This window comes from Burkholderia sp. FW306-1C-G01B, assembly GCF_058781685.1.
On record NZ_JBYSWZ010000016.1, the window covers coordinates 19,879 to 43,971 of the forward strand.

Annotated in this window: 24 protein-coding genes and 2 pseudogenes; 10 read left to right on the forward strand and 16 right to left on the reverse strand. The window is 62.0% G+C overall.

All coding sequences use genetic code 11. From position 1 onward, the window contains the following. Positions 1–94: 94 nt before the first annotated feature. Complete coding sequence (locus tag AC3WLY_RS27610) at positions 95–298, reverse strand: hypothetical protein (RefSeq protein WP_310140314.1); 204 nt, start codon at positions 296–298, stop codon at positions 95–97. Positions 299–391: 93 nt separating this feature from the next. On the opposite strand from AC3WLY_RS27610, the gene AC3WLY_RS27615 reads away from it, so the two are divergent. Beyond that, the gene (locus tag AC3WLY_RS27615) at positions 392–2,572 is read left to right on the forward strand and encodes an ornithine decarboxylase (protein ID WP_492309337.1); all 2,181 of its coding nucleotides are present in this window, start codon (positions 392–394) and stop codon (positions 2,570–2,572) included. A gap of 294 nt (positions 2,573–2,866) precedes the next feature. On the opposite strand, the gene AC3WLY_RS27620 is transcribed toward AC3WLY_RS27615, so the two are convergent. The 3 genes and pseudogenes from AC3WLY_RS27620 to AC3WLY_RS27630 all read right to left on the reverse strand — a co-directional run bounded on the left by AC3WLY_RS27620 (position 2,867) and on the right by AC3WLY_RS27630 (position 4,968). Continuing rightward, entirely contained in the window at positions 2,867–4,024 is a 1,158-nt protein-coding gene (locus tag AC3WLY_RS27620) for an iron-containing alcohol dehydrogenase (protein WP_492309336.1), read from the reverse strand. Next, positions 4,021–4,149 (reverse strand): annotated as a pseudogene (locus AC3WLY_RS27625) (putative quinol monooxygenase); the annotation flags it as partial. The pseudogene AC3WLY_RS27625 and the gene AC3WLY_RS27620, both read right to left, overlap by 4 nt. Positions 4,150–4,230: 81 nt before the next feature. Next, positions 4,231–4,968: an SDR family oxidoreductase gene (locus AC3WLY_RS27630; RefSeq protein ID WP_310140325.1), complete on the reverse strand. Its 738-nt coding sequence runs from the start codon at positions 4,966–4,968 to the stop codon at positions 4,231–4,233. Positions 4,969–5,071: 103 nt separating this feature from the next. On the opposite strand from AC3WLY_RS27630, the gene AC3WLY_RS27635 reads away from it, so the two are divergent. The 4 genes from AC3WLY_RS27635 to AC3WLY_RS27650 all read left to right on the forward strand — a co-directional run bounded on the left by AC3WLY_RS27635 (position 5,072) and on the right by AC3WLY_RS27650 (position 8,956). Then, positions 5,072–6,031 (forward strand): LysR family transcriptional regulator, encoded by a 960-nt coding sequence (locus tag AC3WLY_RS27635; protein WP_492309335.1) that lies wholly within the window; start codon positions 5,072–5,074, stop codon positions 6,029–6,031. Positions 6,032–6,190: 159 nt separating this feature from the next. Next, on the forward strand, positions 6,191–7,579 hold the full coding sequence (locus tag AC3WLY_RS27640; RefSeq protein ID WP_175958762.1) for a uracil-xanthine permease family protein: 1,389 nt from the start codon (positions 6,191–6,193) through the stop codon (positions 7,577–7,579). 420 nt (positions 7,580–7,999) lie between these two features. Then, on the forward strand, positions 8,000–8,398 hold the full coding sequence (locus AC3WLY_RS27645) for a hypothetical protein (RefSeq protein ID WP_492332733.1): 399 nt from the start codon (positions 8,000–8,002) through the stop codon (positions 8,396–8,398). A 240-nt stretch (positions 8,399–8,638) separates the two neighbouring features. After that, positions 8,639–8,956 carry a hypothetical protein gene (locus AC3WLY_RS27650; protein ID WP_072436892.1) on the forward strand — a complete coding sequence of 106 codons (318 nt, stop codon included), beginning with the start codon at positions 8,639–8,641 and terminating at the stop codon, positions 8,954–8,956. A 479-nt stretch (positions 8,957–9,435) separates the two neighbouring features. Here AC3WLY_RS27650 and AC3WLY_RS27655 read toward each other — a convergent pair whose 3' ends face one another. Next, the gene (locus AC3WLY_RS27655; RefSeq protein WP_175958761.1) at positions 9,436–9,675 is read right to left on the reverse strand and encodes a hypothetical protein; all 240 of its coding nucleotides are present in this window, start codon (positions 9,673–9,675) and stop codon (positions 9,436–9,438) included. 251 nt (positions 9,676–9,926) lie between these two features. On the opposite strand from AC3WLY_RS27655, the gene AC3WLY_RS27660 reads away from it, so the two are divergent. Next, the gene (locus AC3WLY_RS27660) at positions 9,927–10,226 is read left to right on the forward strand and encodes an NUDIX hydrolase (RefSeq protein WP_425132886.1); all 300 of its coding nucleotides are present in this window, start codon (positions 9,927–9,929) and stop codon (positions 10,224–10,226) included. 105 nt (positions 10,227–10,331) lie between these two features. On the opposite strand, the gene AC3WLY_RS27665 is transcribed toward AC3WLY_RS27660, so the two are convergent. Both AC3WLY_RS27665 and AC3WLY_RS27670 read right to left on the reverse strand, forming a co-directional pair. Continuing rightward, the gene (locus AC3WLY_RS27665) at positions 10,332–10,544 is read right to left on the reverse strand and encodes a hypothetical protein (protein WP_175958760.1); all 213 of its coding nucleotides are present in this window, start codon (positions 10,542–10,544) and stop codon (positions 10,332–10,334) included. 650 nt (positions 10,545–11,194) lie between these two features. Next, positions 11,195–11,425, reverse strand: a complete 231-nt coding sequence (locus tag AC3WLY_RS27670; protein WP_175958759.1) for a hypothetical protein — start codon at positions 11,423–11,425, stop codon at positions 11,195–11,197. A 428-nt stretch (positions 11,426–11,853) separates the two neighbouring features. On the opposite strand from AC3WLY_RS27670, the gene AC3WLY_RS27675 reads away from it, so the two are divergent. Then, the gene (locus AC3WLY_RS27675) at positions 11,854–12,156 is read left to right on the forward strand and encodes a hypothetical protein (RefSeq protein WP_492309334.1); all 303 of its coding nucleotides are present in this window, start codon (positions 11,854–11,856) and stop codon (positions 12,154–12,156) included. A 162-nt stretch (positions 12,157–12,318) separates the two neighbouring features. Here the strand turns inward: AC3WLY_RS27675 and AC3WLY_RS27680 are convergent, their stop codons facing one another. From AC3WLY_RS27680 to AC3WLY_RS27695, 4 genes are read right to left on the reverse strand one after another with little or no spacing between them, the layout of a single operon-like run. After that, positions 12,319–12,774 (reverse strand): Csu type fimbrial protein, encoded by a 456-nt coding sequence (locus tag AC3WLY_RS27680; RefSeq protein ID WP_492309333.1) that lies wholly within the window; start codon positions 12,772–12,774, stop codon positions 12,319–12,321. Then, a complete protein-coding gene (locus AC3WLY_RS27685; RefSeq protein WP_492309332.1) occupies positions 12,771–15,215 on the reverse strand; it encodes a fimbria/pilus outer membrane usher protein in 2,445 nt (814 codons plus the stop codon). Before AC3WLY_RS27685 ends, AC3WLY_RS27680 begins: the two co-directional genes overlap by 4 nt. After that, entirely contained in the window at positions 15,175–15,906 is a 732-nt protein-coding gene (locus tag AC3WLY_RS27690) for a fimbrial biogenesis chaperone (RefSeq protein ID WP_175958757.1), read from the reverse strand. Before AC3WLY_RS27690 ends, AC3WLY_RS27685 begins: the two co-directional genes overlap by 41 nt. A 3-nt stretch (positions 15,907–15,909) precedes the next feature. Then, positions 15,910–16,491, reverse strand: a complete 582-nt coding sequence (locus AC3WLY_RS27695) for a Csu type fimbrial protein (RefSeq protein WP_425131024.1) — start codon at positions 16,489–16,491, stop codon at positions 15,910–15,912. A gap of 604 nt (positions 16,492–17,095) precedes the next feature. Here AC3WLY_RS27695 and AC3WLY_RS27700 point away from each other — a divergent pair. Together AC3WLY_RS27700 and AC3WLY_RS27705 are read left to right on the forward strand one after the other, a co-directional pair. Continuing rightward, positions 17,096–17,407, forward strand: a complete 312-nt coding sequence (locus AC3WLY_RS27700; protein WP_425131025.1) for an EAL domain-containing protein — start codon at positions 17,096–17,098, stop codon at positions 17,405–17,407. 379 nt (positions 17,408–17,786) lie between these two features. Continuing rightward, the gene (locus tag AC3WLY_RS27705; protein ID WP_425131026.1) at positions 17,787–19,196 is read left to right on the forward strand and encodes a GGDEF domain-containing protein; all 1,410 of its coding nucleotides are present in this window, start codon (positions 17,787–17,789) and stop codon (positions 19,194–19,196) included. Positions 19,197–19,824: 628 nt separating this feature from the next. Here AC3WLY_RS27705 and AC3WLY_RS27710 read toward each other — a convergent pair. The 5 genes and pseudogenes from AC3WLY_RS27710 to AC3WLY_RS27730 form a co-directional block, all read right to left on the reverse strand. After that, positions 19,825–19,969: pseudogene (locus AC3WLY_RS27710) on the reverse strand (IS5/IS1182 family transposase); the annotation flags it as partial. A 223-nt stretch (positions 19,970–20,192) separates the two neighbouring features. Further along, entirely contained in the window at positions 20,193–20,786 is a 594-nt protein-coding gene (locus tag AC3WLY_RS27715; RefSeq protein ID WP_492309331.1) for a hypothetical protein, read from the reverse strand. A 602-nt stretch (positions 20,787–21,388) separates the two neighbouring features. Then, on the reverse strand, positions 21,389–21,643 hold the full coding sequence (locus AC3WLY_RS27720) for a DUF2489 domain-containing protein (RefSeq protein ID WP_175958754.1): 255 nt from the start codon (positions 21,641–21,643) through the stop codon (positions 21,389–21,391). Further along, positions 21,640–22,170 carry a hypothetical protein gene (locus tag AC3WLY_RS27725; protein ID WP_175958753.1) on the reverse strand — a complete coding sequence of 177 codons (531 nt, stop codon included), beginning with the start codon at positions 22,168–22,170 and terminating at the stop codon, positions 21,640–21,642. Before AC3WLY_RS27725 ends, AC3WLY_RS27720 begins: the two co-directional genes overlap by 4 nt. A gap of 291 nt (positions 22,171–22,461) precedes the next feature. Then, a complete protein-coding gene (locus AC3WLY_RS27730; RefSeq protein ID WP_175958752.1) occupies positions 22,462–23,373 on the reverse strand; it encodes a LysR family transcriptional regulator in 912 nt (303 codons plus the stop codon). Between the two features lie 106 nt (positions 23,374–23,479). Between AC3WLY_RS27730 and AC3WLY_RS27735 the strand changes: the two genes are divergently transcribed. Then, a complete protein-coding gene (locus tag AC3WLY_RS27735) occupies positions 23,480–24,088 on the forward strand; it encodes a short chain dehydrogenase (RefSeq protein ID WP_492309330.1) in 609 nt (202 codons plus the stop codon). Positions 24,089–24,093: the final 5 nt, after the last annotated feature.

Below are 24,093 nucleotides of genomic sequence, written 5' to 3' on the forward strand. Positions count from 1 at the left end.
TCGCCATCCGATTCGGATGCCGCCTATGCCATGGATGCCTTTCGATGAAAAGCCGACGATTCGGCGAAACCGTCGATCCCTTTCAAATCGGATTTCATAATTGGATCATTTTTATGTGCACTTCAGCACGCCAATTCCTGCTTATTTGATCCTTCTCATCTTTCAATGAAATTGCCGTTTCCGGTCGATTGAATTCGCCGGATTTTGTTGCTACGATCGGCTGCGTCGCGCACTGACCGGCGGCAGCCGTGCCTCGCTGCGCAAAGCTGCTTCTGCGGCGCGCATCGGCATTCAGCATTCGCGGAAGCGTTTCAATCGGCTGCAGCGCGTGTCGAATGACGCATCGGCACGAATTCGGCTCCCGTTTCCGCACATTTACCGGAGAGTTCGCGTGAGCCTGTTGAAAATCGCAGTCGAGCCGGCGCTGATTGGCGCCTTTCTCACCACGCACGAACAGGTCGACGTATTTCAGACCGATTTCACGAATATCGCGGCGATCGTCGTCGGAATCGATGCGGCGCAGAAAATCCTGAAAACGGTCGAAAGAACCGGCTTCGCGATTCCGTTCTTCGTCGCGGTCGAGCCCGACCAGGAAGTGCCGCCGTCGGTCCTGCCGAGCGCGAGCGGCGTGATCCAGCTCGGGCACGGCAGCCGCCACTATTACGGCCGGCAGATTTCAGCCGCCGCCGATATCTACAGCGAGAACCTGCTGCCGCCGTTCTTCAAGGTCATGCGCGAATACGTGCAGCGCGGCTACGTCGAGTTCGACTGCCCCGGCCACCAGGGCGGCCAGTTCTTCTCGAATCATCCGCTCGGCCGGATGTTCGTCGACTTCTTCGGCGAGACGCTGTTTCGCGCCGACCTCTGCAACGCGGACGTCCGGCTCGGCGATCTGCTGATCCACGAAGGCCCCGCGCTGGAAGCGCAGCGCAACGCCGCGCGAATCTACAACGCCGACAAGACCTGGTTCGTGCTGAACGGCACGTCGACGTCGAACAAGGTCGTCACGAGCGCGCTGCTCGCGCCCGACGATCTCGTGCTGTTCGATCGCAACAACCACAAGTCGGTGCACCTCGGCGCGCTCGTGGTGTCCGGCGCGCGGCCGGTCTACCTCGAAACCGCGCGCAACGCGTGGGGCCTCATCGGCGGCGTCGACAGCGCGGCGCTCGGCGAAGCGCGCATTCGCGACGCGATCCGCGACGTCGCGCCCGAGCGCGCCGACCTGCCGCGCCCGTTCCGGCTCGCGGTGATCCAGCTCGGCACCTACGACGGCACGATCTACAATGCGCGGGAAATCGTCGACCGGATCGGGCATCTGTGCGACTACATCCTGTTCGATTCGGCGTGGGTCGGCTACGAGCAGTTCATCCCGATGATGCAGGACTGCTCGCCGCTGATGCTGACGCTCGGCCCCGACGATCCCGGCATCTTCGTCACGCAGTCGGTGCACAAGCAGCAGGCCGGCTTCTCGCAGACGTCGCAGATCCACAAGAAGGACAGCCATATCGAAGGGCAGAAGCGCTTCTGCGATCACCGGCGCTTCAACAACGCGTACATGATCCATGCGTCGACGAGCCCGTTCTACCCGATGTTCGCGGCGCTCGACGTCAACGCGCAGATGCATGCGGGCCCGGCCGGCAAACGACTGTGGCGCGACTGCGTCGCGCACGGCGTCGATGCACGCAAGCTGCTGCTGAAGACCTGCCGCCAGATCCGCCCGTTCGTTCCGCAGCATGTCGACGGCCGCCCGTGGGCCGACTACCCGACCGAGCAGATCGTCGACGACCTGCGCTTCTTCCGCTTCCATCCGGCCGACACGTGGCACGGCTTCGAAGGCTATGCGAACGACCAGTACTTCGTCGATCCGTGCAAGCTGCTGCTGACGACGCCCGGCATCGATCGCGACACGCACGAATACGCGCCGTTCGGCGCGCCGGCGCCGATCCTCGCGCGCTACCTGCGCGAGCACGGCGTCGTGCCCGAGAAGGCCGACCTGTACACGATCCTGTTCCTGCTCACGCCGTCGGAGAGCTTCGGCAAGCTGCAGCATCTGGTCGCGCACCTCGCGCAATTCGAACGCCATCTCGACCAGGACACGCCGCTGCGCGAAGCAATTCCATCGCTGTGCGAAGCGTATCCGGAGCTGTACGGCAGCATGCGCCTGCGGCAGTTGTGCCAGCGCATGCACGATTTCTACCGCAGCCACGACATGAAGCATCTGCAGAAGCAGATGTTCCGGCGCGCGCAGTTCCCGAAGCAGGCGATGCTGCCACAGGCCGCGAATGCCGAGCTGATCCGCAACAACGTCGAGCTCGTCACGCTCGATCGCATCGAAGGCCGGATCGCGACCGAAGGCGCGCTGCCCTATCCGCCCGGCATCTTCTGCGTGGTGCCCGGCGAAGCGTGGGGCGGCCCGGCGCTCGACTACTTCCGCGCGCTCGAAGCCGGGATCAACGCGCTGCCGGGTTTCGAGCCGGAGATTCAGGGCGTCTACCTGCAGACGAAACCGGACGGCACGAAGCAGGCATCGGCGTACGTGGTGGCCGACCACCCGAGCGCGCCGCTGGCCTGAGCGCGCAGCTCGTCTCCATCGCGCCGATCGTGCAGAACTACCTGATCCGTGGCGCGTCGCCGCTGGCCGATGCGAGCGTCGGCATCAACGTGTTGGCGATGCATGCGGGCGTCGCGCTCGGTTCGGCGTTCGGCGTTTGGCGGCGTGCTCATCGAACACGATGCGATGCTGCGCGTCTCGCCGTGGGCCGGATGCCGGCACGCGGCCGTCGCGCTGGCGTGCGCATGTTTCCCGACGTGGCCCGCGCGGCAGGCCGCACGCGTATCGCGACGGGCGTTGCGCCCGTCCGCCGCATCACCACGCCTGCCGATAGATCGCCAGCGCGTCGGCCTCCGTCACCTCGCGCGGATTGTTCACGAGCAGGCGCGTCTGCAGCATCGCGTCCGACGCCATCCTCGGCAGGTCGCCCTCGCCGATACCGACTTCGCGCAGCGTGCGCGGGATGCCCGTCGCGACGACCAGCCGGTCGATCTCCGCGATCAGCGCATGCGTTCTCGCTTCGTCGCTGCCCGTCGCCGACGGCGCGACGATCGCCGCGAGTTCCGCGTACAGCGGCGCGGCGGCCGGCGCGTTGAAGCGCAGCACGTGCGGCAGCACGAGCGCATTCGACAGCCCGTGCGGCACGTGGAAGATCCCGCCGACCGGATAGGCCAGCGCATGCACGGCCGCGACCGGCGCATTCGCGAACGCCTGCCCGGCGAACATCGCGCCGACCAGCATCGACTCGCGCGCGTGGCGGTTGCGGCCGTCGTCGCAGGCCGCGAGCAGGTTGCGCGACAGCAGCGTCAGCGCGTGCACGGCCAGCATGTCGGACACCGGATTCTTCAGCCGCGCGGACGTATAGGCTTCGATCGCATGCACCATCGCGTCGATGCCCGTCGCGGCCGTCGCCGCACGCGGCAGGCCGAGCGTCAGCTCGGCATCGAGGATCGCGACGTCCGCGAACAGGTGCGGCGACACGACGCCCATCTTGCGCGCCTCGCCGACCGTGACGATCGATACGGCCGTCACTTCGGAGCCCGTGCCGGCCGTAGTCGGCATCTGCACGAGCGGCAGCCGCGCGCTCGCGACCTTGTCGACGCCGTACATGTCGGCCAGCGCCTGCTGCCTCGGCGCAAGCACCGCGATCAGCTTCGCGACGTCCATCGACGAACCGCCGCCCAGGCCAAGCACGATCTCGGCATCGGCCGCGACGGCCCGACCGGTCGCTTCGAGCACCACGTGCTCGGGCGGATCGGCGATCACGTCGTCGATCACGGTGACCTGCCAGCCGTGCGCGGCAAGACTCTCCAGCGCGGGCGCAAGCACGCCGCTGCGATGCAGGAACGCATCGGTGACGACGCACAGCCGCACGAGCGCCGGAAAGCGTTCGCGCAACAACGCGCCGAGCCGGCGCGCGGCGCCGAATTCGACGATCTGCGTCGGAACGGTACGGAATTGAAACGGGTTCATCGAGTGCCTCCCGGTGGCGTCGCCGTGCCGGTGTCCGGCTGCACCATGTAGCGCGACACGTCGCGGCGATCGAGCAACGGAATGATCGCCCCGACACCCACCCTCTGAAAATGCGGCGTTTCCCGATCACCGGCGCGCAGAGCCGGAGCACGCACGGCCGGCTGACGCCCCGCGCATCCGAAGCCGGCCCGCGCAACGCGCACGGGTCAGACCAGCCGGCCGCCGCCGTCGATGTGCAGGATTTCGGCATTCATGAAGCCGTTGCCCAGCAGGAATGCGATCGCCTCCCCGATTTCGTCGGCGCGACCAACGCGGCCGCCCGGCAGCGCCGATGCGGCTCCCGCGAGGATCGCATCGCGCGCTTCCGGGCCGAACGCGTCGTAAAGCGGCGTCTCGACGAAACCGGGTGCGACGACGTTGACGCGAATCGGCTTCAGTTCCAGCGCGAGCGACTGCGCCAGCGCTTCGACGCCACGCACGGCGGCGGCAATCACGGACGTACCTTGCGCGGACGGACGATCCGACAGTTGCCCGCCGGTCAGCACGATCGAGCCGGTCGCGGGCATCAGCGGCAACGCGGCCCGGATCGCGTAGACCGGCCCGGCAATGCGCTCCTGTATCGCGGCGAGCAGATGATCGGGATCGGTCTCGCCCAGCTTGCCGGCGATAAACCGGCCGGCCGTGACGACGAGGTGATCGACGCGCGTCATCGCATCGAATATGGCCTGCACCGCGTGCCTGTCAGCGATATCGGCCACCGCGACGCGCGCGCCGCCGATCGCCTGCGCGGCGGCCTCGAGCTTCGCGCGGGTCCGGCCGACCAGCGTGACAGCGGCGCCCCTGGCCTTCGCGGCCGCTGCGGCCGCGAGGCCGATTCCGGAGCTCGCGCCGAATATCACGACGTGCGCGCCGTCCAGTGTCGAAGATTGCAGTGCCTCGTTCATGTCGATTCCTCATCAGGGATTGAAGGTTCGCGAACGTTAGGTCATTCTCTGTTACGCCGGAACGTGGGAGACTTGAATAGGGTTCATTCCATAGGGGAATAAGATGGATTCGCTGCGATCCATGCGCGTGTTCGTCCGCGCCATCGAGCTGGGCAATTTTTCGGCGGTCGCTCGCGAGGAAGGCACCGGCCAGCCGACGATCAGCAAGATCGTCGCCGCGTTCGAACGGGAACTGGGCGTTCGCCTGCTCGAACGCTCGACGACGAGCCTCGCGCCGACCGACGAAGGCCGGCGGTTCTACGACCGCTGCAAGCGCGTGCTCGACGAATACGAAAGCGCGGTGGCCGAGGTGCGCGGGCAAGCGCTGCGGCCGGTCGGCAAGCTGGTCGTCAACGCGCCGCTGGGGCTGGGCGAGCTGAGGCTGAACGCGCTCATGCTCGAATTCCTCGCCGCGTGGCCTGAAATCGACGTCGAGCTTCATTTGACCGATCGCGTGATCGATCTGGTCGAGGAAGGCGTCGACGTCGCCATTCGCCTCGGCCACGTGCTGCCGCCGGATGTAATCGCGCGCAACATCGCGTCGTCGCCGCGTCTGCTGGTGGCCGCGCCGGCGTATGTGTCGCAGGCGCCGAGGGTCCGCCGGCCGGAAGACCTGGCGAAGCATGAGTATGTCGGATACGCGCGCGCGGACATCATCGGCAGCGAACTGGAATTTGTGCGGGGCGACGAGAAAATCGCCGTTCCGGTACACGGGCGGTATCGCGTGAACAGCTCGATCGCGCTGCGGGAATGCTTCCTGGCCGGGAACGCAGTGGGCAGCGCGCCGGCGTGGCTCGTTCAGGACCTGATCGACACCGGGCGGCTCGTCCGGCTGCTGCCGAAGTGGGACATGATTCCGCCGCATGCCCTGCACCTCGTGTATGCGTCGCGCCGGTATCTGCCGCTCAGGACCCGCACGTTCCTCCAGTTCATGGAGCAGCGGATTCCGGAACTGCCCGGGTTCAGCGCGACGACAACGGCGACCATGACGTCAGCCGCAATCGTGTCGCGGCAGGCCCGCTGACCGACGGCTGCCACGGTCACGGCCGCCCGGGCGCCCGGGCGCCGATCCGTCGCCGTTTCCCCGCGCCGTCGAATCCCCGCCATTGCAGCCCGCCCCGGCGGCGCCGGCGGGCCCTTCGGCTAAAATGCCGCACTTTCCACCCTGTCCGGCCCGCTCGCCATGCAACCCGCCTCTCACGCCCAACCCGCCTCCCACGGCGCCGCCGCCGCAGAATCGGCCCGCGACCTCGTCTACGGCCCGAACGACCGGCCCGCGCCGACGGTCGCCTTCGTCGCCGCGCTGCAGCACCTGCTGGCGATCATCGTGCCGATCGTCACGCCCGGCCTGCTGATCTGCCAGGCGCTCGGCGTGTCCAGCCGCGATACGACCCTGATCGTGTCGATGTCGCTGGTGATTTCCGGCATCGCCACCTTCGTCCAGTGCAAGCGCTTCGGCCCGCTGGGCGCCGGCCTGTTGATCGTCCAGGGCACCAGCTTCAACTTCGTCGGCCCGCTGATCGCGGGCGGCAGCCTGATGGTCAAGCAGGGCACGCCGGTCGAGACCGTGATGGCCGCGATCTTCGGCGTCGTGATGGCCGGTTCGTTCGTCGAGATGGGCGTGTCGCGCATCCTGCCGTTCGTGAAGCGCCTGATCACGCCGCTCGTGACCGGCATCGTCGTGCTGCTGATCGGCCTCACGCTGATCAAGGTCGGCCTCATCAGCATGGGCGGCGGCTTTGGCGCGATGGCAAAGGGCACGTTCGCGAGCGCGGAGAACCTGACGCTGTCCGGTCTCGTGCTCGGCACGATCATCCTGCTGAACCGCGTGCCGATCGTCTGGGTGCGCAGCACCGCGCTCGTCATCGCGCTCGCGATCGGCTACCTCGCGGCTGCGTTCCTCGGCCGCCTCGACTTCACCGGCATGCACCAGGCCGCGCTGTTCCAGGTCCCGACACCGCTGCATTTCGGCATCGGCTTCTCGTGGTCGCTGTTCGTGCCGATGCTGATCATCTACCTCGTCACGTCGCTCGAAGCGATCGGCGACGTCACCGCCACCAGCAAGATCTCGAACGAGCCGGTCGAAGGGCCGGTGTGGATGCAACGAATCAAGGGCGGCGTGCTCGTCAACGGCGCGAACTCGCTGCTGGCCGGCGTGTTCAATACGTTCCCGAGTTCCGTGTTCGCGCAGAACAACGGCGTGATCCAGATCACCGGCGTCGCGAGCCGTCATGTCGGCATCTGGATCGCGGGGATGCTGGTGGTGCTCGGCCTGTTCCCGGTCGTCGCCGGCGTGCTGCAGGCCGTGCCGGAGCCCGTGCTCGGCGGCGCGGCGATGGTGATGTTCGGCGCGGTGGCCGCATCGGGCATCAACATTCTCGCGGGCGTCCAGCTCGACCGCCGCGCGCTGCTGATCATCGCGGTGTCGCTGGCGCTCGGCCTCGGCGTGTCGCAGGTGCCGGACATTCTGAACAGCCTGCCGCACGCGCTGAAGAACGTACTGGAATCGGGCGTCGCAACGGGCGGCATCTGCGCGCTCGTGATGAACTGGTTCCTGCCGGAAAAGAAGTAAGGACGGAATGCGCGGCAACCGCGCGGTGTTTCAGGCACCGCGTCGGCCAGCCCGCACGCCGGTTCAATCCGACCGCGCCAGACAGCCACAGCCTCGCACCAGAGGCAATCCGCGTCGCCCGAAATAAGATGGCCACCCGAAGGGCGACGCGCGTATGATGAACTCATCAGGGCATTCGTGAGCCGTTCGACTGCTCGCCCTCCATCTCCCTCTTGCTGCATCGCGCTCACGTTCGCACGCAGCGTTACGCCTTTCGCCCCACCCCGTCGCGCCACACTGGCGATACTGGCCGGACGCGTTCGTCCCGCGATTCGTCGCGATCGAACGTTCAGAAGCTCGTCATGAGCGTGCGTCTCTATCGTGGAATCGCATATTGCCCGCTCATTTGTCCCCATGTGCCGGCGCAGAACGGCCGCCCGCATGACGACGACGCCGGCTTCGTCACAGTGGTCGAGATTTTACGTGCGGGCACTGACGACAACATCGCTCGAAATTGGCCCGCACGGCGGCTTTCCGAGTGAAATCAAACGCGCTCGCCGTGCAGCAAGCCAAGAAGTGAACCATAACCGGGAGTCGAAAAACATGAGCTGGTACTGCGATGTGGAGCGCGAACTGGCTCATATTAGGGGAGCGATCGGACTGCTCGAGCAAACACACGACGCCTTCACGAACCGATCGCCAGTGAGCGATCCGGCGTATTGGCGAGTCAAGCTCGACACACTCCGGACACGATTTGAGCGCAATAAGGTACTTGAATACCAGATCACCGAGCTTTCCGCTCGCCTCGATCGAATCCGGGATCCGAACTTCCGCAAATAAGAATCTGCCACGCACGTCCGAGAATTCGGTTGCACATCAATTCGGGACCCAACACATCTTGAATGCCGGATTGCAGGCTGCAGAACAGCTCGGCGAACGCAGTATCCGCGGCGGCGGCCGTCGCGCGAGTCGCCTTGACCCGGCCTCACTCGCGAGTCGGTTCGTCATCCATATCGTTTTTCCGGCATGCATCCCGGGCAGCAGCCAAACCGGGCTCATGCCGGACTTCGGAGCAACATCATGACTGACGCCAACCCAAACAGCACCTTCCGGCACCTTCCACTGACGCCCGAACAGGATGCGGAAATCCGGCACTACATCAGGAAGAAAGAACAACGAGGCGAACCATGGGACACCCCGGAGCTGGCGACGATGCTCAAGGACATGCTCGATCCTCCCGTCAACGACGACGAGGAGCCCGACGCCGACGTCGAGGAAACGAAGCTGGCCTGCGAGTATGCATTGGCTTCGATCGACGAGGCCATGGAACCTGTTTCCGCGAGTGAGGAACGAAACGCGGCAATGGAAGCCGAGGAGATGAAACACCCCAGGCGGTAGCGCGCCTCCAGATCCGAAACTCGAACCGAAGCTGCGCCGTCGTCCTGATCTTCATCGCCTTTGTGTGCCCTTCCGTATCGTTGCCGCTTAAAAGGTGGAGCAAATGCGTCGGGCACGATCCTGACGCCGCAAGCTGCATCGACACCGGGCCCGAAGACGGGCGATGTCGCGCAAAGCCCGGTCGAAGCGAGCGAACTCCGTTGAGACTCGCCCCAGGCAAGCTTTGCCTTCAACCTGGACCGGCCAGCCATCCGTCCACCCGCTTTGTCGCGTATGCAACCGCATCGTCACACGCCTCGAAGCCGGCCAGATCGCCGCTGGCGTGCGCTTGTCCCTGACGGCGGATGCGATCGCGGATTGCTTCCGATCCGATCGCAGGCATGACACCAGCATCGAGTGCGTTTCGCTATCCTTACCGAATCTCTTCCGAGCAAACCGCGGCAGCGCACGACCTGTGCAGACGAGCGTTCAGAAGAAGTTCAGTGCGCCCATAGCTGGCCACGCCGCTCGATCGAGGCCACAACGATATTCAATACATGACGAACTACGTCCTCATCCGTCATACCCGCATCAAGGTACTGGCGGACCCTCATGATCTGCGGCTGATGAGAACCGTCATCGTTGTCCATCACGAAAATACTGGCCGTCGCGGTGTCGGTCATCAGGGCTACCTGAATGGTCTTGCCGCAAACGATCGCTTGCATGCTTAGGGTAGTCATCGCCGTGTCCGGTCTGGTTATTGGGGGCTCAAGTATGCGCCCCTATACCCGGGCGAATCCTCCTGTAAGCGCTCCATTTCCAGCCGATTCGCGGGTTATTCGCTCGCTGCGAGCAGCTTTGACTTATCGGTGCAATTTCGCTCGGGTTTGTTTTGCATCTCGGATTCAACCCGTCGGTTCCCGGTGCTCGCACAAGTCACTCTGGACATAACCGGTTTCCTTATGATCGAGCGGTTCCGGCAGATGCCGCCTTGGCACCGGGCGGCACGATCAAGCGCGGGGAAACGCCGCTCGAAGCGGCGCATCGCGAGTTATGCGAAGAAACCGGCATGACCGGCCAGACTCTCGTTTACTCGATGCAATTCACCGGAATCGCGAAGGCACATCACGTGTTCTTCACGGAAGTCGGCCCGGACCAGACGCCGCAAGCGAACAACGAGATCGAGAAATGCAGGTGGTTTCCCGTCGACGGCGTCGACGAACTACGCGCGAGCATCCCGACGAAGCGAATCGTCGAACTCGTCTATAACCACGAAATCCGCAAGTCGTAGCCCGCACGAATCCCGTGCGGCTCGTGCGCATAGAGGACAAGCGCATTCCCGAGCCGTCGCCGGCCCGAGTCGCTTTTTCGTGGATCACAGCGGCCGCGCGACCGCTCAGTGCGCGCGCTTTCTTCGTAACTCGTGCGTGGAATAAACGACGAGGAAGATGCCCAGCATCGTCGCGCCGGACGCCATGAAGTCGTTTGCGGTTCCCGAGCTATGCAGGGACGTCGGGAAGATGCCGAGACTCAGTCCTGCGGCGGCAAGAAGCAATCCTGCAGCCACACCCCAGATCGGTCCGGCGGTCATTTCGATTTTATTTTTCATGCAGCACCCGTCTACAGTCATTACCTGGCCGGTATCGGCAAAAGGCGCCGCGCCTACCTCCAGTGGTTCCACTATAGCCGGGAAATAATTCGCAAACTTTCAGTGCTTTTCCCGATCAAGTTTTCTCGTTTACGGCCGCTGTGCAGCGCCGGCGCCGCGGCGCAAGTGCGCGCCGTCAAGCACGACGATTCGCAGGGAAACGGGATGACTGAAGGCAGCAGACTTAGTCTGCTGCCGGCAACGCCTTGCCAGGTAAGACTCCCGCCATTACGGATCGCGACTACCCTTGATCTTACCCATGTCCGGGGCGAGCATGAGAACACGTTGTCACATACAGGACGCCCCTCATCCAAGCAAACGAGGACAGGTACTTCGACAGCGCTAGAGTGTCTGGTTATCGCATCCTGCGCTTGCGTTATGTCGCCGCATTCTCGACCGGCGTCGGGACGCCAGCCGGCATGAATTTCAGTGAGGTGGGGGCTCGCCTTCGTAATGGAAATCGCCGCGTGCAGTCCTGCCCAACCCGTGCGACTCCGGCGGCGATGCAACTCGCGCTGATTTTCCATACCGGCCGGTTCTGCCCAGCAGAAAGCGGCTCCGTCTGAATTCGCGTAGCCACCTCTGAGGTTGATCCTCACCACCCGGCCCCGTCATTTGTTCACGTTCTCGCAACTCGTCGGGCCGTCGCCCCAACTCTTTCCGCCGCCGTTCTTGCACTGCCGCTTGGTGTATTGCTCAGGCAGCTGACCTTTCGGCAACTTTCCGTCTGCGGGACAATTGTGATGGTAATAGCAGAAAGATTTTTCGGCGGCACCAGCTTCTCCGTTGAAAACAAGGCAGGCCATCAAGGCCGGAAAGAGAATCTTGGCAATAGTGCGCATGTCGATTATCCAGAGCGAAAAATTGCAGACAAAGAGATAGGCGCCGCCAAATCATCTTAGGAAATTTTTTTAACTCAAATGCAGAAAACGCCCTATCGTTTACCCTAAATACGGATTTGCTAATTTTTTACCATTCCTTAAAACAATTCAATATTTCGCACCAAACAGCGGATATCATTTTTGTCAACACTGAACCCTGTAATTTCGACTCCGGATCGGATGGCAGCGCGGCGCTGTCGTCGCTTGATCCGTTCAATGAAGAGCGTAGCTGGCGTCGGACACGATACTCCAGTGTCCTGAGTTGCAGGGAGCAACGCCTGCCGCCGACTCCCCAACATCGGCTACGCCGTCCGGGCGTCAATACCGCTTTCCGTTGGTCCTCCGATCAGCCGATCCTATACAATGGACCCTCGATATTTCGGTATCCGATGTATCGCGTAGAGAAGAATATTCTTCGGCACGCGCGCGATTTCGTCATCGGACAGCAAGCGCACTACCTTGGCGGAGGATCCAAGAATCAATGCGCGCTCGGAAAATACTCTCCTGGCCTTGACGACTGCGCCGGCACCAACGAGGGATTGCCGCCCGATCACGGCGCCATCAAGCACTACGGTCCGAATGCCGATCTGGCGACGAAGCAGCGGGCACTCGAGAAACTGGCGCCAGCAGAAGCCGCCCCGTTCCGGTTCAAGACTTCCGACAGCGTGCTCGCTTTCCTGCAACAGCTCTGATTATCTACAGTTTCGTCGCCGGCGATCCACCGCTGCCGGACACCGGTCGACGAGCTGGACATAACCGGGAACGGTGCCTGAAAGCGTTTATGCTCTGCAGAGCATAAGCATGAACCTCGTTCATCTCCCGTGAATGACCACGCCTGTCCAGCGTTCCGTCAATCAATACGTCACGGTCACCACAATGACGTCGGTATAGGCGCCGGGGCTGACTGCCTGCCTGGCAACGATTCGGCCATACACCTGGTAGGTCGAGGTGCCGCCCACTTGCGGAATGTTATCCGTGCCGGTAATGATGGAACTGCCGCCGGTACCGTCGCCCCAGATCTGGCTGTGTGCGGCGTCCAAATAGAGCTGGTAGGGCAGGATGGAACTGCCACTGCTCATCCTGCGCCCGGCATAGCTCCCGCCACCGCCCGTGCCAAGCGCGATGGCGTAGGCGCCGGTGCCGGACGCGGCGCTGCAACTGAGCGTTACCGTGGCGGTGCTATCGGTGGGCGTCGTGAAGGTTGGGTTGTACACGCCGAACGCGAGGCCCGAGGCGGACACGGTGCAGGCGGCCTGTCCCCCCGCCGGGGCGAGCAGTATCAGCGCCGCCAGGGCGAGCCTGCGCGTCACGGCTTCTGCTCCCGGCAAGGCAATGGCCCGATCGTCGGGATATCGCCGGGCACAGGCCGGTAGTCGAAGGCGACACTGCAGCGCCGCCCGTCCAGCCGCTCGACGTCGAGTTCGTTGTGGGCATCGAGGTCCAGGACATACGCGTTGCCGTCATAGCCGACGGGAACGGTGGTACCCGTCGCCCGCAGCGTGGCGGTGCTGCCGACCGCCACCGGCGTGCCAGCCTCGTCGACCAGCCGCAGCAATGCGCCATGGCTGATCTGCACCGGGAACCTGACCACGACGCCGGAGCGGTCCTGGGGCCGCACTTCCCGCGTGGTGAAGGCAATCGCGGCGTCCGGCGGGATATCGGTTGGCTCTATGCCGATGTGATTGACATCGAAGGAACGCAGATCGGGCACCAGCCGCCGCCCTGCGGAGTTAGTGCGGCCCGCGTCGCGATTCTCGTACAAGACCCGGACATGTTCCAGTCCATCGGTGTCCACCACGGCGAAGCTGTCCTCGATCGTGTTGGAAGCAAACAGGCCGCCATCTACGAACGAGACCGCGCCCTGGGATTCCAGCCGCAGCGATGTCTGCCCGTCGACGCGGTCAGCTCCGGCCGTGAGCAGGGCCCAGGGCGACTTGTATTGCAACTGGGCGAACTCGTGGCTGGAATTGCCGTCGGAGCCGTAGAGCTGGTAACCCCAGTCGCCGATCGTCACCGGTGACTGCGCCGCCTGCACCTGCCGGTAGCCGCCGCTCGACCCGGATCCCACGCTGGCACTAACCGAGCTACGCGTGCCGAGCGGAATGGTCAGGCCTGCCAGTATCCCGCTGCTACCGTTGCTGGCGAAGTCACGAAATCCGGTGACGTAGATCGACATGTTGCGCACCGGGACCGAATAGCTGGCGGAGAGGATATGCGTGTGCTGTGCCGGCTGGAAATAAACGGCGCCACCCAGTGACGCGTTCCGGGCTACCGTGCTTCCCGGCGGAACGTACAGCCTGATCGGGCTCGGAGCGCTGTCTCGGTAGACTCCCGCGTACGCGGCGCCCACAGAGCCGAACCGCCCCAGCGACAGGCCGACGCTGGCGTTGAGCCGCAGCCGTGGAACCGGGTCGCCGTTCATCGCCGCAATGTCCCGGAAGTCGTGGCCGGCCACCGATACGGAGGTGCTGAAGCTGAACACAGCGCCGAGGCGCTGGACACCGACGGAAAGCTGCGTACCGATGCCCCCGGAGCCAGTGCTGGCCGCTGCTGCGACGTTGAGCATCGCGAGATTGCCGACATTCACCACGAGGCCGCTGCCCGCCATGAACGTGCCTGCGGTGCCCTCGGCGCTGGCTTCCACGGTCAGCGCCGAGGACAGGCCACGACGCCAGGTCGCGGTGGCCGCAAAGTTGCCGTAGTCGTTGCTGAGCAGGCCCCAGTTGCGTCGCACGGCGCCCGCTTGCACGGAGAAGGTCTGCAGACCCGGAGCAAGCAGCGCCGAGCTGGCATAGAAGGGTAGCGTTGCGACCACCTGCCGGCCCAGCGCGTTGGTCAGCGTCATCGAAATCGTGCCGGCCCCCGTCACCACCGGCAGTTGCGGGATCTCGAAGGGCCCCGCCTCGACCTCGTGCGAGAACAGCCTGATACCGTTGGCCAGCACGTCCACCGTGGAAGGGACGGCGGCCGAGCCGCTCACCAGAGGCACCGGAAAGGTCACGAGATCGGGCCGCATGCTGAAGTCCGAGGTGATCTGTGCCCCCCCAAGGCGAACCGGACGCGTCCAGCCCAGGCCGCCCGTGATGAAATCGCCCAGGCGATAACGGCGCAGCGTATCGGGGTCCGACAACGTGTAGGTCGAGTCCAGGCGTATCGCCGATTCCGTACCGGGGCCGCCCGGACCACCACCGGCATAGGCCAGCAGTCCCGAGCTGACGACCCCCCAGCGCGAGAACGCCCGCAGGTCAAACAGCCCGTTGGCGACATTCTGGCGACCAGTGCCGGTGCCGGTGATGTCATAGTTGAGCGTTGCACCCGTGCCGCTCTCGACGGTACCGCCGCCGGAGTTTCCCTCTGGTTGCAGTAGCGCCGGCAGCAGGCGGTCATTGGCAGCGGTGACGTATAGCGTCTGGCTCGTCTGAACGAGACGCCAGGTCAACCCCGGTAGGTCGGACAAGGAGATCAGACCGTCAGGCCCGGAGGCGATGGCGTCGGGCACCCGGAAGCCGAGATCATGCAGTTCTCCTCGCCGCGCCAGCAGCGCGCCGTCGCGCAGTGTGAACTCGCCGATCTTGTCGGTGGAATGGCCATTGATCTGTACCTCCAGCAGCAGCGTCTGCCCGGCGGCTTCGGTCAGTCGCGGCATGATGGTCAGCACAAGCATGATGATCGTCGCACGGCACAGGCGCATGGCGGCCACGCGCGGGCGATCAGGGACCGGCAACAACAGGAACCGGCTGGTCGACGACACCGGTGTCCGCGTGCGCGGTGAGGCGCACCGTTTCACCCGGTACCGGCAGGCGGGTCTGCGCGACAATGCGCCAACGGCGGGTGGCGCCGGCGAGAACGTATGGCGATACGTTAGCCTCGGTCTGCAGCCCGCTGCCCTCGCTGGTCGTGAGCGCGATGTTGCGGATCGTTTCGTGGCGGCCGCCGTCATTGAATGCCACGAGCCAGGCCTGCCTCGCATCGCGCTCGATGTGAAACTGCACATGTGGGACCACCCGGGTCGCCGGCTCGGCAAAGATTGGGATGGACAGGCGCAGCGCGATGCGCACGGTCCCGGGCGCGGCTGGCGGCGGAATCTGGTCGAGCAGGATGCGGTAGGCGGCCTCGCGTCCCTGCGGCGGCCGACGCAGCACCAGACGCACGATCTGGGGGGCCGCCGGCGCGATAGTGGCGAGCGGTGGACTCGCCAGCACCTCATCGGAACTGGTGAGCTGGTCGTTGCCATCAGGCTGGTTCCAGGCGAAGGCGCGAACCTGGATGCTGGTCTCGTCGTCGCCCTGGTTGATGACCGTCAGGGCGGTGGCCATCCGTCCCGGTGCCATCTGAATGGTGACGGGCAGCACCGTCAGCGACTGCGCGCTGACCGCGCCACCCGTCAGGAGAGCAATGAAAACCGCAACGGGCGCGACCGCCCCATATGGCTTTGCCGCCATCGGTCAATAGGTGACGGTTGCCGTGATCGTGTCGGTGTACGCACCCGGCGTGACAAACTGCCCCGCCGCTATCCGGCCATAGACGGTCAGTGCCTGGGCGCTGCCTGTGCCAGTGCCGGCCACGGTATCGGTGCCGACGGTATTGCCCCAGTTGGTGGTCCGCCCGGCATCCTGGAACAACGAGTAGAGCAGGCTGGCACCAGTGATGGTCATCGCCCGGCTGGTCACCGTCGCGCCGGTCGCCAGCCCGGCGTCGAGGCCGACGTTATACGGCGTAGTGTTGCTGCAGGTGACCGAGAGGGTGGAGGTGGCGTCCGTCTGCGTGCCCGCGTAGGCGCCGAAGGCCAGCGGGGTGGCCGTGATCAGGCAGGTAGAGTCAACCGTCGCGGTGACCGCCATCGTAGCGGTAGCGGTGGCGGCGACGGCCGGCAGATTGAACGCTAAAATCCCCAGAAGGCCAACGCCGGCGGCAAAGAGTTTCGGACGGCCCCCCCGCGCGATGCGGGTGGCCTTCCTGTCTGGCAGGATGCGGCTGCCATCCCAATGGGAACGTGACGAGGACGTCATACAATGCAAGAGCGTCATGGTAATACCCCCGCTATTTACGTGTGGGAAATGGTCATGACAGGCCGCTGGCACTCCATCGCACATGGCGTGGCCGACCTATCGGAAGAGCCGGATCGTTTCAACGTAAAGTCCTGCTCTTTAACGCAAAGATTAGCGCATATGCGGCCCCGCACAAATATTTATTCATATCAATTGTTTTGGCGCGATTGATGCCTGCATTGTCTGCTGGCGACTGCTTCAAAAATCATTGTATTAGAGCATTCTTAATGCGCGGCGCGGGACTGATTTTTGTGCCGCAGGCACGACTCATCTGACTCACGCTCACCCTGCGGGGGCAGCCGAAACCGGGCGGCACTCGAAACTCTGGCGTGAAGTCCTTGCAGGAATAATCGCCCAGATTATTTACTCATTCACCGTTTCGCAACCTGTTGTCGCATAAGTCCTTCTAACGCAACGCGCACCATCGACGTGGCGCCACCTATGCATGGCAGGCCCGGCAAAATCGATGCCGCTCTATAAATCATTTAATTTCTTTTAAGTGCCGTTTTACCGGAGGATAATCGTTTCCGCCTGGCGTGCGCCGCTCAGGCCGAGGCACGGTAAAGCCCAAAGGGGGAAGCGAATGCCAGCAATCGCCCAGTGGCGAGAAAGCGTCGCGTCGCGCCGGCGCGCAGCGCTTGGAATCGCGGTGTCCGCCGGCGCCGCAAGCCACTCCCGTCAGCTCGTTGAAGGCATCGTCTATCTCGCGAACAAGCTGGGCCTGGCCGTGGTGGCAGAAGGCGTCGAAGAAGTCGAGCAGCGCGAGGCCTTGAAGGAGATCGGCATCAGATTCGCGCAAGGTTTTCTGTTTCAGCGGCCAGCCAAGATTCTCGAATTTGACCGGATGTACCGCCATTCACTAACCCTTGCGATATCGCAAACGGTGGCGTACTGACCGGCATGATCGAGAGCTGACATTGTCAGAGGACCGACTGCACGGATCCGCGACACCGCATCAGCCTCAAACATCGGGCGTCCCGGCGGTAACAGAACGGTATCGAGGCAGGCAATTTTGGGGAATGAATTGTGACGACGGTACGGCTGGTTGAGGACGAGCCCGAGGCACCGGCAGCATGGAAGTGCTGTTGTACGTCGGCAGGCTATGAGGTCAGGACTGCGTGCGATACGAATGATGTCTTCGCAAGCCTGTTGACATGGCCGACGTATTTGGTGCGATCCGTCGTCTGCTTGCGGCTTCGGGACTCTGGGCATCCACTATCGCCGGGCGGGAATGCCACCGTCAGGCATAACGAACGGGGCGAAGGAGACAAGCTATGAACGTGAACGTGTCCATGCCGGTAGGTGACCCGAACGTGGTCGTCCGGCTGATAGCGCAGACTTACGCGCGCCTCCTCCTCGTGGCCTTCGCCCTCACCCCGGCCTGCCTCATTGGCTACGTGTTTTTCTTCCAGGATCCCGCTCTCAACTTTGAAAATCATGCATTTCATGAAATGGCGATTGCTGCGGCGACGCTGGAGGGTCTCTTTGTCACGTATGTGACGTGGCGGTGCTACCGTTCCTCCGGCGAACCGTTGCTGCGCTGGATGACGCTGGGCTTCTTCGGGTTCGCGGTGATATACGCACTACACGGCGCCTTCACCGGGTTCGCACACCACAACATCTGGCTATTCCTGCTCTATGGACCGGCGTCGCGGCTGGTCATGTCCGTCCTGCTACTGATCGGGCTGCTGTCATACAGGCAACCGCCGGACCCCACCAGCAAACGCGTCGATACCCGGCAGTGGCTGGCTTGGGTTGCGGCCTTTCTCGTCGTCGACGTGCTGGTTGCGCTCCTTGCGAACTCCTCCGTCGCGGGAAACCTCGGTGTGCGCCTGTCGATGGAAGGCGGCGCCCTCGTCCTTTCGTCGTTGAACGTTGCCACCCTGATGTTGCGGCGGATCCGTTCCCCGTTGATGCTGATCTATGGGATCTCGGTTACGGCGTTCGCGCTCGCGTCGCTCGCCTTCATCCTCGGACGCCCCTGGAATCACATGTGGTGGCTCGCACACGCGATCTTCGCAGGCGGGTTCTTCCTGCTGAGCTACGGGGTAGTCCAGGCCTTTCTCACGACACGTTCATTCGAAACGATCTACAGCCAGGAAGAGTTGATGGCGCGTCTTGCCGAGGCCATGGCGCGCACGGAAAGTGCGCTGCAGGAACTGCAGCGCACCAATCAAACGCTCGAACATCTGGCCGCTACCGATCCGCTTACAGGTGCGTCGAACCGGCGTAAATTCATCGAATGCGTCGAAGCGGAAATCGCGCGTGCGAAGCGGGACAGCGCTCCATTTTCCCTGTTAGCGCTTGATCTTGACAATTTCAAGTGGATCAACGACTGCTATGGACATCAGGTCGGAGACAGGGTTCTGCAAGGGTTCGTGCAGACCTGCCTCGACGCGATCCGGCCGTACGATGACGTCGCGCGTGTCGGCGGCGAGGAGTTCATGGTGTTGCTGCCGCGAGCCGATCCCGACGCCGCGCTCGCGGTCGGGGAGCGCATCCGGTCGGCAATCGCCAGTACCCCGTTCGCCCGTGAGATCGGACGTAGTGTCTCAATTACGGTGAGCATCGGAATATCGCAATTCGGGAAGGACGGCAACACGATTGACGCGCTCCTGCGGGCGGCCGACCAGCGCCTTTATCGCGCGAAGCGTCGTGGTCGTAACTGTGTGATCGCCGCCTAGTGCGATCCCTTCGCCGCCATCACCTGCGGATGTGATTCTTGAGATGTATGACGGACCGCGGGAACTGGTGCAACCAGGATGCTGCGCGCATGCGCGACGCCGTACGGCCAGTCGCCTTGCACAAGCCACGTGGTTTATTGTGAGCTTACGCTGCGCGCCCCGTAACCGTCACGCCCCCTCACATGAGCCATGCCGTTGTAGTCCCTCTACTCACGCCGGCCCCATATGCAAAAAAAACCGACCGCAGAGGGACCACGGCCGGGGTACAAAATCGTCCGCGCTCAGGCACGAGGAAGGACGTTTCCAAAGTCTAGAATTTGCACTCTATTTCCCAAATAGTGGTAAACGATCATTTAAAATTCAAATTATTCGCCAATAGGAATTAATCGCATTCCCTCAATGCACCAACTCAAACGCTGGGTTATGTGGCAGTACCACCGCCGCTCGACCGGAGATCGCGTGCGGCGTCGAGCTCGATTTGTTATCGAGGCCGCCGCAATCTGTCACCTGGACACTTATCGCCGCACTTTCGACCTGCAGGGTTTTCACGCTGCAGCGTACAAGCGAGCCGCCGCTCGAGGCGTCGAATTCTGGTGACGGCCGCCATTTTTCGCATGAAAAATACGATTACTCCACGCAGCAGGTTCTTCGCGATCACCAGGTTCGCCAAAGCGAACATTGCACCGTGTTCTTGACGAGCCCTTGTAGCGCACCTTGCGATGGTGGAACAAGTTCTTGACGATATGAAACGGATCGGATTTCCTGCTCGACAGCATCGTCAATCAAGCGAACCTGCTGGAAAGCGTCAATTCGATGGAAGGCGGCGTCCGACGCCGTGTGCGTGATACGCATTCGCGGCGACGCTGCGTGAATGCGCGCCGATTCCGACCGTACAGTGCGCCTGCCATGAGGTGGACGCCGCACATCGGGACGACACGCGGAGTACGTCGTCCCGATGCTGCTTACTCGCCCGTTACAGCCGGGAAATCGTCCTTATTAAATATTATCCTTGAGATTCTTGAGAATAATGTAGAACCAGTTGGTGCTCTGGCTGTTGTTCAATGCTTGAATTTTGCTCCAATCCCTATCGAGATTCCAGATCGAGCCGGTTGCGAGTTCATTGTCTTTCGGGCAATTCGGATATATTTTGAAAATGTCCTTGTAGGTTCCGATTCTCCCATTGCCAATGGCAGCAGCTGCGTCGGCGCCCGTCTTGAGGTTGGCAATTGCCTTGCCGCTGATATCGTTGAATACCGCGTTCGAGAACTGGTAGTAGACGCCGTAATACTCGGACTTGCCCGTCCCGTGATGCCACTCTTTCGGCATCAACTTTCCGTCGAATTTGCGAAGCTCGACGCCGGTCTCCTCCTGAAATTCGTTTGCCGCGCCGATCGCCGGATCGGTGTTCGCTGCGAGCCCTCCGCCGGGAAGCGCGGGCTCTCCAGGGCCGTTCCTGATCGGGGTGCCGTCCGGTGGATAGATATTGCCGTTGCCGTTGTTGTCGGTATGATAAAAGAACCCGCTAGTATTCTTGACGGCAATAAAGAAATTCTTCGAGGTGTCGTACACGACGGCATATGTCTGGGCCATGTTTTTCTTTCACTCCGGATCGGGTTGATGGAACGGTACGGCTATTCATATTGGATGATAGTGCCTCCCCGAAATTTCGCCAGTTCCGATCGGCATGCCGCTCAATATCAAGATCATTTTTTTGATATTTTAGTTATTTGATATTTTGGTGATGGTCGTTAATTTTTTCGAAACTATTTGTGATGTTTGCCGTGTTGAATTGTGATGCGGCGGATCGAATTGGCGAAACGTAGACCGAAATAAAATCGTCACCGTTTGCGAAGCAAAGATGTCGATTCGGCACCGGACATCGGCAACAGGAAGGGAATTCCTCGTGCATTCTTGAGGTTATGCGCTGCGCAATAAAATTGTCTCCGGTCGTGGCGTCGCGAAGCCCGCTGTCAACACCCTTCCGCCTTGTCGCGACGAGCGCGGTCATGATGATGCGGTGCGCCGATCACCAGTTTCGGCTCGCAATCGCACGATCGCGATAAAAAGATAGTTTTATCCCGAGAACGCTTTCCTCTGCAACGTCGATATTCATGCGTCACATCGAATGGCGGGTCTGGGGCGACCCGGATGGCTCTGTACGACCCATTGCGAACCCTCGCGTAGTTTGGTCTCTACGGGCCAAATCGTGCGATCAACGACTTGCATGCATCGGTTCCTACAGCAGATGCCCACAGTTCAGCTTCTTTGATTTCCGGCTCAAGTTTGGCCAGGACACTTCGATCCCAATGCTCTCGGGACGCACCAAGCGGTAACGCATCGGTTTCTGAATCGATGGCGACGAAAACCAGGAAGTCTGTATCGTCGGCAGCCGCATTGGCCTCATGGCGCAAGCTAGCCAATCGTCGCGAACCGATCAGAAAGCTCAACTACCCGTCGAGCATTGCCTGCGCTGTAGAGACGATCTGTCGACGTACTGACTGAGCAAACGCTTCATGAGTATTGTATCGGGCCATCTCAAGTCAACCTGGTCGTCGAAATCTGTCGCGCAGTATGCCGGCAAATGGAATTCAACCTCGTCAGGCGAGATGTCAACATATGCTAGATATTCCTCGCAATCCATTTCCTTCGGAAGCGATCGAGCAGCGGCGTCCATCTCGACAATATTGCCCAGAACATCTCTGGTAATATCGATAAAGCGACGATCAATCCTTGAATCGCAACTAGGCACATAAATTTCAAAGTCGAAAAAATCAGCCTTTATCTTGCAACAGCCTCGTTCCGAGCACGACGGCAAGAATATCGCTGATGAGTCGCGCTCATCGGCTCCAACAAATTCACCGTGCTCGATTTTGTAACGCCCAGCTTCACGATGCGGCTGAATTTCAAGAGGCGATCCCGTAAACTGGCCCAAATAGTAAGAGGATGGTTGCGTATCGAGAGCGTACTTGTTCATGGTGAGTGCTTGAGAAATGGCAGAAAACCGTCGCCAGTTGACGGAGCGAAGCAGTGGCCGTCTACATTGATTGCTCGAAATTGTCGACGATCTGAACCAAGGTGTCGAACGTCTCTTCCTGGCTGCGGATTCAACCCGTCGATGCAACGAATTGATGAAATCGCTCGCCGGGACACCTCGTCCTATGCTGTTTGCGCGAGCGCTTGGTGCGTCTTTGAAAGCTGGCGTTTATGTTCTAGCCGGAGGCACTTCTGTCAGCCGATGCGGGGACACCATTTTGCGTACGTGCCATCAAGCGGAAAAAGCTCGCGAGGGTGCTTCCCGCTCCGGCGCATGCTCGAGCAAATGCGCAACAAATCGGGTGAGCTTCGGCAGGGGGCGCCGGTCGTGTCGGTACACGATGTGGACGGGGTGGGGTTTGGGCGAGTAGGCCTGCAGCACTTGTACCAACGTTCCGCTTGCCAGATCGTGGGCCACCAGGACCTCCGGTTGCAGCAACAATCCCGCGCCTGCGATTGCAGCCATGCGCAAGCCGTTGCCGTCATTGCATGTGAACACCGATTCCGTCGCCAAGCGCGGGCTGTCCCCATCCCCGAACTTCCAGCCGCTACGACTATTCCATACCGTATGAGACAGGCAGTGATGGGCGCTCAAATCCTGTGGCGTCTCAGGACACCCGTATTGAGCGAGGTAGCCCGGCGACGCACAGATCACCATGCGGTACATGGTCAACGGCTTTGCAATCAGGTCGGCATCGCCCAATTCACCAATTCGGATCGCCAGATCAAAACCCTCGTCAATCAGGTTGACGTTGCGATTGCTCAAATCCAGTTCCACACGCACGAGCGGATACATCTGCCGGAAAGTCGCGGCCAGCGGGGCGATGACACAGGCGCCAAAGGTAATCGGCGCGCTGATACGCAACGTGCCGGACGGTGACGCGCGTAGCCGCTCGACCGATGTTTCGGCGATACGCATGTGTTCGAGCGCACGCTTCGCGTCTTCGTAAAAAACGCGGCCGGCATCAGTCAGACTCTGACGCCGTGTAGTGCGCTCCAGCAGGCGCGCACCGAGACGCTCTTCAAGTTCGCGCACATATTTGCCGACCATGACCGCCGATATGTCCAGCCGCTGCGCTGCTTCGGTGAAGTTGCCTCCCTCCACGACGGCAACGAAGGTTTCCATGGCACGCAGTCTGTCCATATTGCTAACTGTGGATTAGTAGTATCGTAAATTAAAGCATATTTATGGTTACCTAGGTTCGGGGAAGAATGGCGACGTTTCAACCTGAATTCGAAAAGGAGTATTTATGAAGATCGTCGTAATCGGTGCCGGTGGGGACGTTGGTCGTTCCGTGGCGGATGAGCTTGCACGTGACGGAAAACACGACGTCATTCGTGTCGGTCGTACCCGGGGTGATCATCAGGTTGACATCACCCGCGATGACAGCGTGAGCGCGCTGTTCGAGCAGATCGGCCCCGTCGACGCCATCGTCGCAGCCGCAGGCAATGTCATTCTGGCGCCAGTTGAGAAAATGACGGCAGCCGATTTCCATCGAGGCTTGCAGGACAAATTGCTCAGTCAGGTGCGCGTCGCGTTGATTGGTCAGCATTACCTGAGCGATGGCGGCTCAATTACGCTGACCTCCGGCGTCGCTGTCGATGATCCGATTGCGCAGGGTTCCCATGCCGCAGCATCGAATGCCGGGATTGAAGGGTTCGTGCGTGCCGCGGCGTGCGACTTTCGCCGGGGCATCCGCATCAACGCCGTTAGTCCGACCGTGCTGATCGAATCCATGGACCGGTTTGGTCCGTTCTTTCCCGGCTATGAAGGCGTGCCGGCGGCAAGTGTGGCAATGGCCTACCGACGCAGCGTGGAAGGCGTGCATAGCGGCCGCGTATATCGGGTTGGTCATTGAAGTAA

Coding starts and splice junctions, on each gene's coding strand:
- AC3WLY_RS27620 (WP_492309336.1), bottom strand. CDS start 4,024: ATGAACCCGTTTCAATTCCGTACCGTTCCGACGCAGATCGTCGAATTC.
- AC3WLY_RS27630 (WP_310140325.1), bottom strand. CDS start 4,968: ATGAACGAGGCACTGCAATCTTCGACACTGGACGGCGCGCACGTCGTG.
- AC3WLY_RS27700 (WP_425131025.1), top strand. CDS start 17,096: ATGCCAGCAATCGCCCAGTGGCGAGAAAGCGTCGCGTCGCGCCGGCGC.
- AC3WLY_RS27670 (WP_175958759.1), bottom strand. CDS start 11,425: ATGCGCACTATTGCCAAGATTCTCTTTCCGGCCTTGATGGCCTGCCTT.
- AC3WLY_RS27635 (WP_492309335.1), top strand. CDS start 5,072: ATGGATTCGCTGCGATCCATGCGCGTGTTCGTCCGCGCCATCGAGCTG.
- AC3WLY_RS27705 (WP_425131026.1), top strand. CDS start 17,787: ATGAACGTGAACGTGTCCATGCCGGTAGGTGACCCGAACGTGGTCGTC.
- AC3WLY_RS27735 (WP_492309330.1), top strand. CDS start 23,480: ATGAAGATCGTCGTAATCGGTGCCGGTGGGGACGTTGGTCGTTCCGTG.
- AC3WLY_RS27675 (WP_492309334.1), top strand. CDS start 11,854: ATGTATCGCGTAGAGAAGAATATTCTTCGGCACGCGCGCGATTTCGTC.
- AC3WLY_RS27695 (WP_425131024.1), bottom strand. CDS start 16,491: ATGACGCTCTTGCATTGTATGACGTCCTCGTCACGTTCCCATTGGGAT.
- AC3WLY_RS27640 (WP_175958762.1), top strand. CDS start 6,191: ATGCAACCCGCCTCTCACGCCCAACCCGCCTCCCACGGCGCCGCCGCC.
- AC3WLY_RS27725 (WP_175958753.1), bottom strand. CDS start 22,170: ATGAACAAGTACGCTCTCGATACGCAACCATCCTCTTACTATTTGGGC.
- AC3WLY_RS27655 (WP_175958761.1), bottom strand. CDS start 9,675: ATGACTACCCTAAGCATGCAAGCGATCGTTTGCGGCAAGACCATTCAG.
- AC3WLY_RS27645 (WP_492332733.1), top strand. CDS start 8,000: ATGACGACGACGCCGGCTTCGTCACAGTGGTCGAGATTTTACGTGCGG.
- AC3WLY_RS27665 (WP_175958760.1), bottom strand. CDS start 10,544: ATGAAAAATAAAATCGAAATGACCGCCGGACCGATCTGGGGTGTGGCT.
- AC3WLY_RS27650 (WP_072436892.1), top strand. CDS start 8,639: ATGACTGACGCCAACCCAAACAGCACCTTCCGGCACCTTCCACTGACG.
- AC3WLY_RS27730 (WP_175958752.1), bottom strand. CDS start 23,373: ATGGACAGACTGCGTGCCATGGAAACCTTCGTTGCCGTCGTGGAGGGA.
- AC3WLY_RS27610 (WP_310140314.1), bottom strand. CDS start 298: ATGCTGAATGCCGATGCGCGCCGCAGAAGCAGCTTTGCGCAGCGAGGC.
- AC3WLY_RS27690 (WP_175958757.1), bottom strand. CDS start 15,906: ATGGCGGCAAAGCCATATGGGGCGGTCGCGCCCGTTGCGGTTTTCATT.
- AC3WLY_RS27715 (WP_492309331.1), bottom strand. CDS start 20,786: ATGGCCCAGACATATGCCGTCGTGTACGACACCTCGAAGAATTTCTTT.